The 17226-nt window shown below is 36.1% G+C and carries 11 protein-coding genes; 6 read left to right on the top strand and 5 right to left on the bottom strand.

Going from position 1 to position 17226, the window contains the following annotated elements:
- Positions 1 to 171 precede the first annotated feature (171 nt).
- The 4 genes from OMO38_RS07095 to OMO38_RS07080 all read left to right on the top strand — a co-directional run bounded on the left by OMO38_RS07095 (position 172) and on the right by OMO38_RS07080 (position 9025).
- Positions 172 to 1302 (top strand): HlyD family secretion protein, encoded by a 1131-nt coding sequence (locus OMO38_RS07095; protein WP_264749510.1) that lies wholly within the window; start codon positions 172 to 174, stop codon positions 1300 to 1302.
- 192 nt (positions 1303 to 1494) lie between these two features.
- Entirely contained in the window at positions 1495 to 3084 is a 1590-nt protein-coding gene (locus OMO38_RS07090; RefSeq protein WP_264749509.1) for an MFS transporter, read from the top strand.
- A gap of 788 nt (positions 3085 to 3872) precedes the next feature.
- Positions 3873 to 7019 carry a DUF3427 domain-containing protein gene (locus OMO38_RS07085; protein WP_264749508.1) on the top strand — a complete coding sequence of 1049 codons (3147 nt, stop codon included), beginning with the start codon at positions 3873 to 3875 and terminating at the stop codon, positions 7017 to 7019.
- Between the two features lie 122 nt (positions 7020 to 7141).
- The gene (locus OMO38_RS07080) at positions 7142 to 9025 is read left to right on the top strand and encodes a PEP/pyruvate-binding domain-containing protein (protein ID WP_264749507.1); all 1884 of its coding nucleotides are present in this window, start codon (positions 7142 to 7144) and stop codon (positions 9023 to 9025) included.
- A gap of 91 nt (positions 9026 to 9116) precedes the next feature.
- Here the strand turns inward: OMO38_RS07080 and OMO38_RS07075 are convergent, their stop codons facing one another.
- Positions 9117 to 9674, bottom strand: coding sequence for a DUF4956 domain-containing protein (locus tag OMO38_RS07075; protein ID WP_264749506.1), 558 nt, complete (start codon positions 9672 to 9674; stop codon positions 9117 to 9119).
- 47 nt (positions 9675 to 9721) lie between these two features.
- On the opposite strand from OMO38_RS07075, the gene OMO38_RS07070 reads away from it, so the two are divergent.
- Positions 9722 to 9910: a hypothetical protein gene (locus OMO38_RS07070; RefSeq protein WP_264749505.1), complete on the top strand. Its 189-nt coding sequence runs from the start codon at positions 9722 to 9724 to the stop codon at positions 9908 to 9910.
- Positions 9911 to 9948: 38 nt separating this feature from the next.
- Here the strand turns inward: OMO38_RS07070 and OMO38_RS07065 are convergent, their stop codons facing one another.
- The 3 genes from OMO38_RS07065 to OMO38_RS07055 form a co-directional block, all read right to left on the bottom strand.
- The gene (locus tag OMO38_RS07065; RefSeq protein ID WP_264749504.1) at positions 9949 to 11403 is read right to left on the bottom strand and encodes a sigma 54-interacting transcriptional regulator; all 1455 of its coding nucleotides are present in this window, start codon (positions 11401 to 11403) and stop codon (positions 9949 to 9951) included.
- 205 nt (positions 11404 to 11608) lie between these two features.
- Entirely contained in the window at positions 11609 to 12751 is a 1143-nt protein-coding gene (locus OMO38_RS07060) for a vWA domain-containing protein (protein ID WP_264749503.1), read from the bottom strand.
- A gap of 111 nt (positions 12752 to 12862) precedes the next feature.
- Entirely contained in the window at positions 12863 to 13846 is a 984-nt protein-coding gene (locus tag OMO38_RS07055; protein ID WP_264749502.1) for a PDDEXK nuclease domain-containing protein, read from the bottom strand.
- Positions 13847 to 13986: 140 nt separating this feature from the next.
- Between OMO38_RS07055 and OMO38_RS07050 the strand changes: the two genes are divergently transcribed.
- Positions 13987 to 14700, top strand: coding sequence for a class I SAM-dependent methyltransferase (locus OMO38_RS07050; RefSeq protein ID WP_264749501.1), 714 nt, complete (start codon positions 13987 to 13989; stop codon positions 14698 to 14700).
- A gap of 222 nt (positions 14701 to 14922) precedes the next feature.
- Here OMO38_RS07050 and metG read toward each other — a convergent pair whose 3' ends face one another.
- Positions 14923 to 16956 carry a methionine--tRNA ligase gene (metG, locus tag OMO38_RS07045; protein WP_264749500.1) on the bottom strand — a complete coding sequence of 678 codons (2034 nt, stop codon included), beginning with the start codon at positions 16954 to 16956 and terminating at the stop codon, positions 14923 to 14925.
- Positions 16957 to 17226: the final 270 nt, after the last annotated feature.

Genomic DNA, 17226 nt, shown 5'->3' with positions numbered 1-17226 from the left:
GAAGCAAATTTATTTGCCTTTGCACTCTTAAAATTAAGCGCTTTAAAATAAAATCTTTGCGTTTAAAAATAAAGCACAGAGACTATTATAAGTCAAACGGCTTTATGACATATAAAAAGTATTGAATAAAAAAAACTCTCTGAACTTTATGTTCAAAAAAATATAAAAACAATGGAAAACAAGGAACGAAATACTCAAAATACACAACCACAAGCGCCGGTAAAACCTGTGGTTTCAAGTGCTGAAGCCAAGAAAAAACAAAACAGAAAGAATAAAATCAGAGCCATCATTTCAAACGTTATCGTTTTTGCGGTGACAGGTTTCGGATTGTTTTGGCTGATTCGTCAGTACTTTCACATCGGCGACAAAACCTATACGGAAGCGGCTCAGGTGGAAGAATTTATCAATCCAATCAACACCAGAGTTTCGGCTTACATTAAGGAAATAAAATTCATCGAACATCAGCAGGTGAAAAAAGGCGATACGTTGGCCATTTTGGATGACCGTGAAATTATCACGCAACTCGGACAGGCGGAAGCAGCGTATCAAAATGCTTTGGCGCAACGGTCAGCTACAGGTTCTTCAATCAATACCGTTTCCAACAACGTCAGCGTGATGGAATCCAATATCGCCGGTGCAAAGGCAAGATTGTGGAACGCCGAACAGAATTTAGGCCGATACAAAAACCTTTTGGCAGCAGAAGCGGTTACCAGACAGCAATTTGACCAAGCCAAAACAGAATACGATGCGCAGAAAGCAGCCTACGAAACCTTGGTCAATCAGAAACAGTCGGCCAACCTTTCAACAACGGAAGTGAAAAGCAAATTGGGAATCAACGACGCCGAAATCAAAAGAACAAAAGCCGCTTTGGATATGGCGAAAATCAATCTTTCATATACGGTAATTACTGCGCCGTACGATGGCGTGATGGGAAGAAGGACAATTTCTGAAGGGCAGTTAATTCAGCCTGGACAGCAGGTTGCTACCATCGTTTTAAACAATCAAAAATGGGTAACCGCTAATTTCCTTGAAAGCCAGATGCCAAATATTAAGATAGGTGAAAAACTAAGGATGACTGCCGATGCCTTAGGCGGAAAACAGTTTGAAGGAAAAGTCACCGCAGTTTCCGCAGCAACCGGTTCAAGATATTCAAGCGTACCGACTGATAACTCAACCGGAAACTTCATTAAAGTACAACAGAGAATTCCCGTAAGAATCGAGTTTACAGACGCCAACAAAAGAGAAGATGTGGCGAAACTGAGTGCAGGGATGAATATGAATGTGAGCCTTAATGGTCAATAGTAAATGGTCAATGGTCAATTTTCAACAATGTCAATAATGAATGGTTAATGGTCAACTTTTCAACGGCTCAAAATTCACAATTGACTCATTCACAATTCACAAATAAAGCATAAAAAATGTTTAATAGAGGTCTTTTCAACGGCTCAAAATTCACAATTGACTCATTCACAATTCACAAATAAAGCATAAAAAATGTACAACAAAGGTCTTTTCAGCGATTGGGTTCCGAAACCCGTACAGCTTCTGATGATGGTTTTACTGCTTATCTTGGTGATGCCGTTGGGTGGAGTTTACACCGGAAACATCAGTTTTATGGTGGGCGGAACTGGCGTGATGCAGGAATATTTTCTGTGGGCAAATTATGCCACCACCATTGGGATGGGAGCGTGTATGCCTGTTGTTTTAAGAATGAAAATGCGGTTCAAGGTCCGTGATAAATTGGTGATATTATTGGTGCTTCTCGGTGCATTAAGTTATATCAACTCAACCACTTTCGAACCGATGGTTATTGTAATGACCTCCTTGGTTATCGGATTTTTAAAAATGATGATTACCATTGAATTATTCCTTCCATTGATGGCGATGTTGGGCGGGCGAGGGATTTTTTACGGCGTTTTCTACACATTTGTTTTAATATTAAATCAGGTATCCGCTTATTATGCCGTGGAAGTTTCAATACTGTACAACTTCCAGCAGTTCTTTATTTTGGCAGCGGTTTTGTGTTTCGTCCTAGCATTATTGTGTTGGGTTCTGATGCACGATAAATATTTTGCTTTAAAAGTTCCGTTGCATTACATCGATTGGCTCAGCGTCATTTTGTTTGTATCAACGTTTATGTTTTCCGCATACGTATTTTCGTTTGGGAAACAGCAGGATTGGCTCAATTCAAAAAACATTATCAACGCCAGTATCGCGGCATTTGTGAGTTTTGCATTATTGGCCATCCGACAGCTGACTTTGAAAAGACCGTATATTTCATTTCATATTTTCACCAAAAGCAATGTGCTGAACGGACTGTTTATGCTCCTGTGGCTGGGAATGTTTTTGGGAACAACATCGCTTCAAAACATCTATTCCGTCGGAGTTTTAGGCTACGACCAGTTGACCAATGCCAAACTGAACGTGATGATGACGCCCGGGTTGTTTTTAGCCGGAGTTATCGCTGTATTTTGGTATAAAAAAGAAAGACCGCTGAAAATGTTCATCTTCTCAGGCTTCGCAGCGATGACTGCTTATGCTATCATTATGTATTTTTCGATGGTGCTGGAATTCAATTACGAAAACTGGTACTTACCGATGTTCCTGAAAGGCTACGGAATGTGCTCGCTCTTCATCTCGGTCTGGTATTACACCTTAGATAAACTGGAACTCAACGAAATGCTGGCAGCCATCGGATTGGTTTTGGTATGGCGAACCTTCCTCGCGGTGGGATTTTTCTCAGCCCTGTTTTCGTGGTTTCAGTATCAGTTTCAAATCGTCAGTTTAGGAGATTTGGCAGTCTATATGGACGGAATGACCATCACGCCACAAACGGTTACTACGAATATGAAAACCATTCAGCTCAACGCCATCATCTCCGCCAACAAAAAGATATTTGGCTATATTATCGTTGCCGGTTTCGGGGTGATGCTCTATGTAATTACCCATCATTTCGGAAAACGCACAGAATATTTAAGAGTCATCAGAATCCTCAACGGAAAATCGGTCATCGCCAGACGCAGAGCCCGTGAAAGAAAAATATTAGAAGAAGACCTCAAAGGCGCCACCGGCCCGGCCTTATAAAGAAACCTTGTTTTTACCCGTAAAGTCTCGTTTTGTTTTTCAAAGCGGGGCTTTACTTTTTAAAAAATCACCCATTACCCATATTTTAGGGAGCTTAATCCCGCTATCCACTATATCTTTTGCTCTTCGTTCCTCATCACAAAAGGATACCGTTCCCATCGGGGCTAGGGAAGTGGTGTTTTGGTAGATATGGGTTTTGAAAAATTGAATTACTGTCTATTTATTTTAAGAGGTGTATTTTGAAACCACCTGTCAAAAATTCTTAAAGAATTTTTGATACCCCTCCAAGGGTAATGTCCGTCATTATGGTTTTTTGTTATTGCAGGTATCAGCATAATCAAACACATAATTAAGAATTTCACTATACTGATCCTCGTTTCAATAAAATCTCAGACATGACATGTTGTAAAACCTATGAGGGTTTGGTTTACCGACAAAGAAGTAAGAATAAGATGAGAATTTGATGGCTGCGTTTTCATATTGATGATACGCTTTGCAAAATGTTCCCTTTACACGTGCAACGATTCTCCAAAAGGTGTGAAAGGCTGTGACGCATTAGAAAGAAGTTCTCGGGAAAAAATCGGAAGTAAGAATTTTCAAAAATCAACGTAGTCATCATTATTCAAGGTTAAATTAAAAACTTAGATTGTTAAGATATAGCTCTAATCAATTCATTCGATCGGGAAATTGGCAAAATGCATTAAAGTTTTCTATATTGCACTTATTAAATTTTTTCATCTGTCAAGCCTCCATGTATGAATAGATGATTTTAATACTAAATAAAAACTATGAATCAGGGAATTTATGAGGAGTTAGTGACGCAACTCATCAGTACAAAATTAAATGCGCTTGAGAAAGACCATTTTCAGGTGAAGAAAATTTCGATTGACAAAGCAGAGGCAGCCCACTTATTATCTCAGCATATTGGTAAAACAATTAAACAGGCCTTTAATTTGATAAAAGGCGAAGACATTCTAGAAATTCAAATTGAGATTGCAAACAAAATCATTCTATTTTTAAAAGAAGAACTGAAAAAAGAAGAGTTTGAAGATGATTTAATTGAAACTGAAGGTAAGATACTGAAAGCAGTTTTTACAAACGTTGATGCTCATTTTACAGACTTAGATCTTCATTTAAAAGAAATTACTCCTTATACCAGATTAATTCACAGCGAACTTTTTACTGGCGGAAACTCAGGCACAACTTTGGAAAGTGAGCTCCGGAAAGAAATACTATCGTCGGATAAAATTGATCTTTTAGTTTCATTTATAAAGTGGAAAGGTATAAGAATTCTTGAGCGTGAGTTGAGAGAGTTTACTGACAGAGGTGGAATCTTGAGAGTCATTACTACAACTTATATAGGAGCAACAGATGCAAAGGCAGTAGAATTCCTTTCATCGTTAAAAAATACAGAAGTCAAAGTTTCTTACAATACGGGAAATGAAAGATTGCACGCGAAAGCTTATTTGTTTCAACGCAATACAGGTTTTCATACAGGCTACATCGGCTCATCTAATTTTTCGCGCTCAGCATTAACTGATGGTTTGGAGTGGAACTTAAAAATCACGACCAGAGAAGTTAGCCATATAATCGATAAATTTAAAAAGACTTTTGAAGCATATTGGCAAAATTCAGAGTTTGAATCTTATCAACAAGACACTCATTCTGTAAAATTAGTTGATGCATTGAAGCAAGGAAAATTTTCAAAAGAATATAATTTTACAACATCATATTTCGATATTAAACCTTTTCATTATCAAAGTGAAATACTTGAAAAGCTGGAAGTTGAACGTACTGTACACAACAGAAACAGAAATTTATTAGTTGCTGCAACAGGTACTGGAAAAACTGTTATTTCGGCATTTGATTACAAAAACTTCAGAAAAAATAATACATCGGCAAAATTGCTTTTTGTTGCACATCGAAAAGAAATCTTGCAACAGGCTAGAGCAACATTTCAAGGTGTGTTGAAGGATAATAATTTTGGTGATTTGTGGGTTGACGGCCTCGAGCCAAAATCGCATGAGTATTTATTTGTTTCTGTGCAGACTTTGAATAATAGGTTAAAAGATCTAAATCTATCAAAGGATTATTTTGATTTTATCATCTTAGATGAAGCACATCATGGTCCAGCTTCCAGTTACAGACCATTTTTAAATTACTTCCAGCCCAATGTCTTGCTTGGATTGACAGCTACACCAGAAAGAATGGATAATGAAAATATTCTTGAAGATTTTTGTAACCGTGTGGCAGCGGAAATTAGACTTCCCGAGGCTCTGAATAAAAAATTATTAACTCCTTTTCAATATTTTGGTATTACAGACAGCATCGATTTAACAAATGTGAAATGGGAGAAAGGAAAATATGCAGTCAGTGAGCTCGCTGGCTTGTATATAAAAAATGAAACGCGAGTAGGCGAAATCATTAATAATCTTCAGAAGTATACAACAGATTTGAAGGCTGTTCAGGCAATAGGTTTTTGTGTAAATATTGATCATGCTGAGTATATGTCTCAAAAATTCAATCAAGCTGATCTAAAAGCTGAATTTCTAACCTCTAAAAATGCTAGCGACAGAGATGTACTGCGAGAAAGATTTAGAAAAAAAGAGTTCAACTACTTGTTTGTAGTTGATATATTCAATGAAGGTGTTGATATTCCGGAAATTGATACTGTTTTGTTTTTAAGACCTACTGAAAGCTTAACTGTTTTTCTTCAGCAGTTAGGTCGTGGTCTTCGCTTAGCAGAAGGAAAAGATTGTTTAACAGTATTAGATTTTGTTGGAAACGCAAGACCTGAATATGATTTTGAAAGTAAATTCCGTGCCCTAATAGGGAAGACCACAACTTCCGTACAAAAGGAAATTGAAGACGATTTCCCACATTTGCCTTTAGGTTGCTCGATAGTTTTAGAGAAAAAAACGAAAGAAGTAATTCTTACAAATATCAGGAAAGCCACTTCTCTCAATATTAATCAAATTATTACCAAAATAATAAATTTTCAGCATCAGACTACTTTGCCATTGACACTTAGGAACTTTACAGAACTGTATCATATTCCGCTTGAAGTTATTTATAAAAAAGGAAGTTGGTGTAGACTTTGCCAAAGAGCTGGTGTCATCGAAGATTTTGAGGATGGCGATGAGAAACAAATTTACTCAGCAATTAGCAAGAAATGGTTATCAACCAATTCTGTGAGTTACTTTAATTTTATATTAAAAATTGCAAAACGGTCCTTCGATATTCGAATTAAGGATTTTACTGAGAAAGAAAAAACAATGCTTTTAATGCTTCATTACGACATTTGGCAAAACGCAGGAGGTTTCGGAAGTTTAGAAGAAAGTATCAGACAAATAGGAAAAAATCAGACTTTGATAAACGAAATTATAGAGGTTCTGGAAATTTTAATTGATAAGATTGGGTTCAAGGAACTCGATATTGATTTGCCTTATGAACAACCTTTAAAGTTACATTCGCGATATACCCGGGATCAAATTTTAGTTGCATTTAAAATGTCAACATTTGAAAAAAAATCCTCTAATGCAATTGGCGTAGGTGTTGCTGAAAATAAAGATCTTAATACAGAGTTATTATTTATTGATCTAATAAAATCCGAAGAAGATTACTCACCGACAACTTTATATGACGATTATGCCATAAGTGAAACACTATTTCATTGGCAATCACAAAATCAAACAAGAAATGATAGTGGTAAAGGGCTTACATATATTAATCACGAAAAATTAGGAAAAAAAATACTCTTATTTATAAGAGAAAAATCAACAAATGAATTTAAAAATACAAACGGTTATGTTTTTGTTGGAGAAGGTAGTTTTATTGATAGTGAAGGCTCAAAGCCAATGAGTATCAAATGGGAGCTTAATGAACCGATGCCTAATTACCTATGGAAGGAATCTGCGAAAATGTCGATTGATTAAAAATTAGTGCAATGTATTACTCAAATGTTCACTTACGATCGATGTCAGCTTATGTTTAAGCATTTCATCAAAATTTGCCACAAACAAGATATTCTCTACATTTGTTGCCAAATGCACACATAATGAAAAATATTTATCTTTTTTTATTCCTCACTATTTCAGCTTTATCATATTCGCAGGACAATTTTGTAAATTCAATTGTTAAGAAGCAGCAGTTTCTGAATCTTTCAGGAAAACCGCTGACCGATAAATTCACGAATATGAAATCGGTGAAAGTGGTGTATGATTATGGTGCGAAAAAGCTGTATTTTTTTAACAGTACGAGATATACTTATCATTATGATTTTTGCCTGAAAGTTTTGGGATTTACAGATGAGATAAGTGAGTTTAACAAACAGTCTTATAACCCGACCAATAACAGAACTTATCTTCTTGCGAATATAAATTATCTGAAGGATTCTGATGATTGGGTGATGGAATTGGCTGCTTCGGATGAAATGAATGCCGGACTGATTAATTTCTTTTATAATGAAGTTAATAAGAATGTATTTTTTAAAGATAAGCTGAAGTTTTATCTTAATTCTCCGCATGTGATTGGCTTACAATCAAAAAAAGAACTGAAAATTCCGACGGTGCTTTCTGATTTTATTTTTAAAAGAATCACTGAGCAGTCGATTGAAAATACTTCCAGTGTTGGGATTCTGAAAAAATATGATCTGCAGAAAAAGGAAGACTTTAATCCGAAATCAGATGAAATTATTATCATTAACACAACGCCCGAATTTATTCCAACCGTCCGTGGAATTATTATTACTGAGCTTCAGACTCCTTTAAGTCATTTAGTTTTATTAGCGAAAAACAGAAATATTCCCGTGTATGTAGATACCAAAGTTTGGGATAAAGAATCTGTCAATGCACTTTTAGGAAAGAAAGTAGAGTTGATTACAAAAGAAAATTCATACTCATTAAAAGCTTCACAGAAAGTAATTCCGGTAAAAAAAGCGGTAAAGGAAATTGTGTTGAAAAAAGATTTTTCGGTAACCGACCTGGTCGATTTGGAAACGACAACTCCTTTGGATATTGTTCATTCCATTGGTTCAAAAGCAACCAACCTTGGACTTTTAAAACAGATTCAGAAGGAAATGAAGTCGTTTAAAACTCCTGAATATGCTTTTGCGATTCCGTTCTATTATTTTGATCAGCATATTAAAAATAATCATTTGCAGGATAAGATCAATACTTTGTATGCGATTCCAAAAGATTCTGTAAAACTTTTGGACAGAGAACTGAAAGCTTTCAGAAAAACAGTAAAAAATTCTAAAGTTAATCCTGAACTGTTGAGGAAAATTGAAGAAAAGCTGAATGCTCAGAGCGATTTTAAAAACTTCAGATTCCGTTCTTCCACCAACGCTGAAGATATGGAAGGTTTCAACGGAGCCGGGTTGTACGATTCTAAAACTGCCATCATCGGAGATGCAGATAAGACAATAGAGAAAGCGATTTTAGATGTGTGGTCGAGCTTTTGGAATTTCCGTGCGTTTCAGGAGCGCGATTTGTTTGGAATCAATCATGAAAGTTGCGCAATGGGCGTTTTGGTTCACCGCTCTTTCCCGGACGAAAAAGCGAATGGAGTTTTGGTTTCAAAAAATTTATACCGCAATCAATACGACGGTATTACCGTTAATGTTCAGTTGGGTGAAGAATCTGTGGTCAAGCCGGAACCAAATGTTACGTGCGACGAATTTTACTGTCATAATTTCAACGGTTTTGGTTCGTTTGTAGTTGATTACCGTTCTACATCAAGTCTAAATATTGGAAAGCCCATTTTGAATGAGAAAGAAATAAAAAAGCTATTTGATATTTCCACTCCTTTAGAAAGAAGACTGAATCTGCTGTGGCAAAAAAGGAAAATGTCAAAAAAATATTATCCTTTAGATATTGAGTTTAAATATTTGGGTGATGAAAAGCAACTTTACATTAAGCAGGCAAGAGCTTATATGGATTAATCTTCTTTCTCAGATTGAGCTGATTTTGCAGAAATTTATTAAAAAATCTGCGTGATTTCCTAGATCTGCGTGAGATGAAAATTCCTGAGACTTAGTGCGAAACCTTTAAAATTACAATATTATCATTCAGATTAATGCTCTTAATATTATAACTGAAATTCTTAAGTTTAGTTTTTTCCGTTAATACTCTTTTACGTTCTACTTCTTCGAGTTGGAGAAAATCTAACGAAGAAATAATTTCAATTGAACTCTTTTCCGAAACAATTGGTGATTTTTTTTCGAAATAATTTAAAATCAGATAAATCGTTACGATCGTAATGTTGATTCCTAAAAGAATCTCAAGATTTTTAATGGGTAAAAGTCCGTCTAAAAGGGAAAGTGTAATCGAAACAAAAAGGAAAACAATTGTCTGAATGGTGAAGGTTTCCGTTCTGAAACGGAGAATTGAAAAAACGGCAAACAAGCCAAACCCAACCCCAAGACTGTATTCTGCTTTTGTGAAAACCAGGCACATAAAAAATGTACAGATGCTGATCAATCCTAAAAGAGGATGAAGTCTGATGATTCGGTTTCTGTTGGAAAAATAATATAAAGTAAAAATTGACAGACAAAGTATCAATAAACGTTCGAAGAGTTCCTGTAATTCCAAAATTGTGTGTTTAGTTTTGACAAATATACAATTTAGAATGAAAGTGGATGGAAAATGACAGTAGGTCAGATGTCATGTTTTACGGAAAGAAGAAAGGGAGAAGTGTATTGAGAATTGAACTTGTGAATGTATGTTTTGGATACAAAATTCTCTCAGAGTCTCTACGCGAACTGACGGCAAGTCATTTTTACCATTTATTTAATAAAAAAGGAAACATAAATTACTCAAGAAGTTGAGAATCTATGTTTCCTTTATAATAAAATATTTTTAATTACTAATTTCTCAAATACTGTCCAATATCGGCAGAGTCAAAAGTATATGCATTAGAGTTTTCAGATTTATCTAATTTCTTGCTAATTGTCAACGCCCATAAAACCAATTCTTTGCAGAAGTTTTGATCTTCTTCATTCAACTCAGAAGCATTTTCTTCAATAACGGTTGTCAGAGGCGTAATGCTGTTGAGTTTGCTGTAGAATTCTTCGTCGGTATCGGTGTAGTTCAGCTCCAAATGATTTTTGTTGAACCATTTAATTAAATCGGTGTAAGGAGTTTTAATACCTTCTTTTTCCAGTTTAGAAATTCGTGGGAAAATGCTTTCAAACTGTGTCATCACGGCTTTGTCGATTAATATTTTCGCAACGTAATCTGCGCCTTCCTGTTCGCCTTCGTACACCAATTCAATTTTCCCGGTAATCGATGGAATGATCGACATAAAATCCAGCAAACGAACGATGGTTTTTGATGCGTCTGTTTCTATTAAACGTAATTTCGCTGCAGCAACTAGGTTTTCCATAGCACTGATCGTCAATCTCGCACTGACGCCGCTTTTTGCATCTACATATTCGCTGTCACGTGCTGCAAAAGCAACTTCCTCCAATAGATTTTTTGCCAGATCAGGAATTTGAATCTGTGCTTTATCTTCTACTGAAACCTTAGCTTCCTGCTCGGTAATCTGTTTTGCTAAGGCAATTGTTTTCGGATAATGCGTGAAGATTTGCGACCCGATTCTGTCTTTCAAAGGTGTAACGATGCTACCACGGTTGGTATAGTCTTCAGGATTTGCGGTAAATACAAACTGAATATCCAAAGGCATTCTCAACTGAAATCCTCGAATCTGAATATCACCTTCCTGCAAAATATTAAACAGAGAAACCTGAATTCTTGCCTGTAAATCGGGTAATTCATTCAATACAAAAATTGAACGGTTCGCTCTTGGAATCATTCCATAGTGCAAAACTCTTTCGTCGGAGTAGGGAAGTTTCAACGTTGCAGCTTTTATGGGATCGATGTCCCCAATCAAATCGGAAACATTCACATCGGGAGTTGCCAGTTTTTCAAAGAAACGGTTTGAACGGTGAACCCACGAAATCGGAGTTTCGTCGCCTAATTCTGCGATCAGGTCTCTAGCGAATTTTGAAATGGGCTGAAACGGACTGTCATTAATTTCCGAACCTTTTACAATCGGCATGTATTCATCCAAAAGATTGACCATGCTTCTCGCAATTCTCGTTTTTGCCTGTCCGCGCAAACCTAATAAATTGATGTGATGTCCCGCCAAAATTGCTTTTTTCAGTTGTGGAACCACAGAATCTTCATACCCCCAAAGTCCTTCAAATACAGGTTCTTTTGCTTTAATTTTCGCAATCAAATTCGTCTGAATTTCCTGATTGATGGTTTTATCTGTATATCCTGACTGTTTTAATTCTTTAAATGTTGTATCGTTTTTCATTTTTTATAATGATGTATTTGTTTTGATTAATTGCGTTGGTAAAAAAATATTTTAACGCAAAGTCAGCAAAGATTTTTTTACTACTAACTGTTTTATTTCTCGTTCGCAAAGGCGTTTCACTCAGCGAAGATCGCAATGTTTCTGAAGTCAAGTAATATTATCTGATAGAGGTGAATCTTACTTTTAACCTTTTACTTTGCTCTTCCTAAATCCTCTTAATCCTATTCTTCTCGTAATCCTCAAAAATCATCTGTCCCAAACCAGAAAGCCCTGTTAAGAAAGCTTTTCCTTTATTTTGTGCAGTAAAAGCATTCACAAACTGTCTGAGATAAGGATCTTGGGCAATCATAAAGGTGGTGATTGGAATTTTCAGTTTCCTAGCCTGAGCCGCTTTGTTGAGACATTCGGTCACGATTCTCTGGTCGAGTCCGACACTGTTCATATAATATTCTCCGTTGGGAAGTTTAAGACAGCTCGGTTTTCCGTCGGTGATCATGAATATCTGCTTGTTGGTATTTCTTTTTCTACGAAGAATATCCATCGCCAATTCCAATCCGGCAACCGTGTTCGTGTGATACGGGCCAACCTGTAAATAAGGTAGATCTTTTATCTTAATCGGCCACGCTTCGTTTCCAAAAACGATAATGTCGATCGAATCTTTTGGATATTTCCGTTTGATCAGTTCCACCAAAGCCATCGCCACTTTTTTGGCTGGAGTGATTCTGTCTTCGCCGTACAAAATCATCGAGTGACTGATGTCGATCATTAAAACCGTGCTCATTTGCGCTTTGTGCTTGGTTTCTTCTACGATGAGATCGTCTTCGGTCATGCGAAGGTCTGCAATTCCGTTCTTGATTTGGGCATTTTTTAGACTTTCGGTCATGTTGACCGTTGATAAGTCGTCACCGTATTGGAAGTTTCGGTTTTCGCCGTCGCGCTCGTCGCCGACTCCGGATTTGTTGGTTCGGTGATTTCCGATGCCGCTTTTTTTAAGCTTTCCGAAAATTTGGTCTAAGGCATATTCTCGCAAAGCTGCTTCCAGTTTGGCTGTGAGGATATTTTTGCCTTTTCCGGTTCCGGTATTTCCATCTTCGGAATCGTCTTCTTTTTTGATGTAGCCTCGTTTTCTAAGGTCTTCTTCAAAATCTTCAAGCGTATATTCGTCAGTGAAAATATCATATTCTTTATCAAGCATATCAAGCCACTCAAAAGCTTCCTCAATATCGCCGGATGTATGGGTCAGTAAATCCTTGAACACATCAAAAACCCTGTCAAAATGTGATATTTCTTCCGGAATATGTTTGCTGAATGTAAAACCCTGTTGAAAATTAAATTGTTTATCTGTCATGAGATGAATCTCGTTTTTAGAAAAGACAAGTTAGGGAAATTTTGTAGGAGTAAAGTAGGTTAAAAATAGAAAAAGCTTATAGCTATGATAGTAATTAAAATATTTCAGAGATTAGTCCAGTTTTTCACCATCAAATAATTCGTGGAGTTTTTGTTGCAGTAATTTTTTATCAGGTAGTTGTGTTTTATATTCAGAAACCATCGTGGGAGAAAGGCTTCTGCTTAGAGCGTACTCTACTACTTCGCTGTCTTTATCTTTGCAAAGGAGCACCCCGATACTAGGATTTTCATTCTGACGTTTTACATCGCGGTCGAGTGCTTCCAGGTAAAAGTTTAACTGACCTAAATGCTCCGGTCTGAATTTGTCTGATTTTAATTCAAAGGCAACCAAGCATTGTAACCCTCGGTGAAAAAACAAAAGATCAATGTAAAAATCTGAATTTCCAACCTGTACTTTGTATTCTTCGCTCACGAATAAAAAATCTTTGCCTAATTCCAGAATAAAGTTTTTCATCTGTTGCAGCAATCCTTTTTGTAAGTCGCTTTCGTTATGAGGTTCCGGAAGATTTAGGAAATCAAAAATATAAGTGTCTTTGAATATCTTTGTGATGTCCTGATCAAATTCTTTTTCAACGATCGGAAATGAATTCGAATTTCCAATCATGGTACGTTCAAAAAAACTGCTTGAAATCTGACGATCTAGCTCTCGAAAACTATATTTTTCTTGTTGTGTAAGTTTAATATAAAATTCACGTTCTTCTATGGTTTTACATCTTGAAAAAATAGCTAAGTTGTGTGACCAGCTAATTTGTCTCAACAGTGTTGAGAGTTTTGGAAAATCTTTATAAGCCTCAAAAAACTGCTTCATTCTCCACAGATTTTTATCTGAGAAACCTTTAATCTCAGGTTCTTTATTTTGAATAAATTCGGCCAACTCTTTAACGACTGACTGTCCCCATTCACTTTTTTGGATTTTTACACTGATGTACTCGCCAATATTCCAATAAAGATTAATTAATTCTGCATTTACAGTTTTGAGGGCATTTGCTCTTGAAGCTTTTATCAGATTAATAATATCAGTAAATCGCTTATCCATTGAAGTTTTGATTATACACAAATCTACAAATTATTTAGAAGCATTTGCTGTAAAATACTGATTGATGTAGTATTAAAAACTACCTATGAAGAATCTTTTTTCACAATCAAACCCTTATCTTTGCCCTAATACAATTCAGCATGAAAGACTTAATGGGACGCGCAATCTGGGATTATTTTCACAACGAAAATCCTGAAGATCTGCAGACTGAAACTTCAATTTCCGAACTCGATGAGCTTCCGGTAGACTATCTTTTCAGAGACTTTGAAGGAATGAATAAAATTGAAAAGAAAGCTTTAAAATTAGCTTCGGGAAAAGTTCTTGATATCGGAGCAGGAGCGGGTTCGCATTCACTCTATCTTCAGAATGAAAGAAATTTGGATGTTACAGCTTTAGATATTTCTCCTAAAGCCATTGAAATCTGCCGATTGAGAGGAATTCAAAAGGCTGTTGCTCAGAATATGCTTGAATTTTCAGGAGATGGTTTCGACACAATTCTTCTTTTAATGAACGGAACCGGAATTTTCCAAAGTCTACAAGTGATTGATATTTACCTTAAAAAACTGCATTCCTTGTTAAACACAAACGGGCAGATTCTCATTGACAGTACTGATATTCTGTACATGTTTGATGCTGACGAAGACGGTGGAGTTTATATTCCGGCGGAAGGTTATTATGGTGAGTTAGATTATGTCGTTCATTACAAAGGCGAGTCTGAAGATCCGATTAAATGGCTGTATCTTGATTTTAATACGTTACAAAATGCCGCAGTACATAATGGTTTTAAAATTGAAATGGTTTTGAAGGATGAAGATTCATATCTGGCTAAATTGACTAAGGGATATATTGATTAAGAAATAAATAATTGGTATATAATTTTTAAAGCTTAAAATTTAACCCTCAGTTTGTCATTCCGGAGGAATCTCAGCTTTGATTTTAAACTTTAATTTCTACAAAATGAGCCTGGATTCCTTCGGAATGACAAACTTTGTAAAAATAAAAAATGTCAAAAACAAGACTGAAAAACAGAAAGACACATCAAACGATGTGTCTTTTTTTATCTAAAATATGAAAGATTATCCAATTTCGATTCCGTTCTCAACCGTTTCATCCGGCGTCACAAAAGACAATTTCCCGTCAGCTTTTGTTGTCAGCAACAACATTCCCTGAGATTCAATTCCTCTAATTTTTCTCGGAGCAAGATTTAATAAAATCATTACCTGTTTTCCGATTACTTCTTCAGCAGTAAAGCTTTCTGCAATTCCTGAAACTACAGTTCTCACATCAACACCGGTATCGACAGTCAGTTTTAATAATTTATCTGCTTTTTCCACTTTTTCAGCAGTTAAAATAGTTGCCGTTCTTAAGTCGATTTTTGTAAAATCATCAAACTGTATTTCGTCTTTCATTGGTTTGGCGTTAGGGTTTGTTTTTTTATTGCTTTGTTTAGTATTTTCTAATTTTTGAATTTGAGCTTCGATTACATCGTCTTCGATTTTTGAGAAAAGAAGAGATGATTCGTTGATCTGATGGCCGGTTTCAATTAAAACAGATTTTGTTTCAACATCGCTCCAGTTTGATTTTTCAACGTTGAACATATTCAAGAGTTTTTCAGAACTGAAAGGCATAAACGGCTCACACAACTCCGCCAAAGCCACTGCAATCTGAGCTCCAACAAATAACGACTGTGCTGCTTTTTCCGGATTGTCTTTAATGGTTTTCCAGGGTTCTTCAGCCTGAAGATACTGGTTTCCAAAACGTGCTAAATTCATCAAAGCCGTCAAAGAATTTCTGAATTCATAGTTTTCTAAGAATCCTGAAATTTCTTTCGCAGATTTATTGATTTCCTGCAGTTCAGGAGCTTTCACGTCCCCTTGAGGAACGATTCCCTTATAATATTTATGAATCAAAACCGCAACTCTGTTGATGAAGTTTCCGAAAATTCCAACCAATTCAGAATTGTTTTTCGTCTGGAAATCTTTCCATGTAAAATTATTATCCTTCGTCTCAGGCGCTGATGAAAGCAATGCGTAACGCAGAACATCCTGTTGTCCCGGGAATTCTTCCACATATTCGTGTGCCCAAACTGCCCAGTTTCTTGAAGTGGAAATTTTATCGTTTTCTAAATTTAAAAATTCAAAAGCAGGAACATTTTCCGGCATAATGAAATCTCCATGAGCCTTCATCATTGCAGGGAAAATTATACAGTGGAATACAATATTATCTTTTCCGATAAAATGAACAAGATCAGATTCTTCGCTTTGCCAATACTCCTTCCAGTCTTTTCCGTTTTTTGCAGCCCATTCTTTGGTAAAAGAAATATATCCAATCGGAGCATCAAACCAAACATAAAGTACTTTTCCTTCTGCATTCGGAAGAGGAACAGGTACACCCCAATTCAAATCTCTGGTCATGGCACGCGGTTTTAAGCCGTCAGTCAACCATGATTTTACCTGCCCGTAAACGTTAGGTTTCCAGTCATCTTTATGACCTTCGATGATCCATTCGTTTAAAAAATCCTCATATTCGTTTAATGGCAAATACCAGTTTTTAGTCTCTTTTAAAATAGGAACATTTCCGCTCAACATTGATTTTGGATTGATTAGTTCAGACGGAGAAAGGGTAGAGCCACATTTCTCACACTGATCGCCGTATGCGTTTTCGTTGCCACAGTTCGGACAGGTTCCGACGATGTATCGGTCAGCTAAAAATTCATTCGCCTGCTCATCGAAATATTGCTCAGACATTTCTTCCGTGAACTTTCCTTTTTCATAAAGCACTTTAAAGAAATCCTGGCTTGTTTCGCGGTGATTAGCCGAAGTTGTTCTCGAATATTCATCAAATGAAATTCCTAAATCTGAAAAAGATTTTTTAATGATTTCGTGATATTTATCGACGATATCCTGTGGGGTAACACCTTCTTTTTTAGCTCTTATAGTAATAGGAATTCCGTGCTCATCGCTTCCGCAGATAAAAGCCACATCTTTTCCTGATCTTCTCTGAAATCTAGCGTAGACATCTGCAGGAATATAAACACCCGCCAAATGCCCTATATGAACCGGTCCGTTTGCATATGGCAAAGCTGCCGTGATCATCTTTCTGTTTGACATTTATAGTATAGTTTTAAGTATGCAAAGATAAAGATAATTTGGCAATGCTTATTTATAAAACTTTACCGCAAAAGTCGACTATCTTCTCAAAGTGAAGCAATAGTAGTTAAACACGTGTTTAATTATTAGTATAACTAACCCTTATATTATGTAATAAATAATATCATGTAATTGTTTGATTTGCAATAATATAAGTAATGTATTGGCTCTAATTTACATATTATTAACGAAATTTAATATAAATTTAAGATAATTCTATTTTTTTTCTAA

Origin of the sequence: Chryseobacterium kimseyorum, from assembly GCF_025971945.1 — a bacterium.
Lineage (GTDB): Bacteria > Bacteroidota > Bacteroidia > Flavobacteriales > Weeksellaceae > Chryseobacterium > Chryseobacterium kimseyorum.
This window is presented reverse-complemented; position numbering and strand designations above follow the sequence as displayed.

What these genes read in the sequence shown, in the direction of transcription:
- OMO38_RS07060 (WP_264749503.1), bottom strand. Translation starts at nt 12,751, where the DNA reads ATGACAGATAAACAATTTAATTTTCAACAGGGTTTTACATTCAGCAAA.
- OMO38_RS07070 (WP_264749505.1), top strand. Translation starts at nt 9,722, where the DNA reads ATGGAAAATGACAGTAGGTCAGATGTCATGTTTTACGGAAAGAAGAAA.
- metG (WP_264749500.1), bottom strand. Translation starts at nt 16,956, where the DNA reads ATGTCAAACAGAAAGATGATCACGGCAGCTTTGCCATATGCAAACGGA.
- OMO38_RS07055 (WP_264749502.1), bottom strand. Translation starts at nt 13,846, where the DNA reads ATGGATAAGCGATTTACTGATATTATTAATCTGATAAAAGCTTCAAGA.
- OMO38_RS07090 (WP_264749509.1), top strand. Translation starts at nt 1,495, where the DNA reads ATGTACAACAAAGGTCTTTTCAGCGATTGGGTTCCGAAACCCGTACAG.
- OMO38_RS07085 (WP_264749508.1), top strand. Translation starts at nt 3,873, where the DNA reads ATGAATCAGGGAATTTATGAGGAGTTAGTGACGCAACTCATCAGTACA.
- OMO38_RS07080 (WP_264749507.1), top strand. Translation starts at nt 7,142, where the DNA reads ATGAAAAATATTTATCTTTTTTTATTCCTCACTATTTCAGCTTTATCA.
- OMO38_RS07065 (WP_264749504.1), bottom strand. Translation starts at nt 11,403, where the DNA reads ATGAAAAACGATACAACATTTAAAGAATTAAAACAGTCAGGATATACA.
- OMO38_RS07095 (WP_264749510.1), top strand. Translation starts at nt 172, where the DNA reads ATGGAAAACAAGGAACGAAATACTCAAAATACACAACCACAAGCGCCG.
- OMO38_RS07050 (WP_264749501.1), top strand. Translation starts at nt 13,987, where the DNA reads ATGAAAGACTTAATGGGACGCGCAATCTGGGATTATTTTCACAACGAA.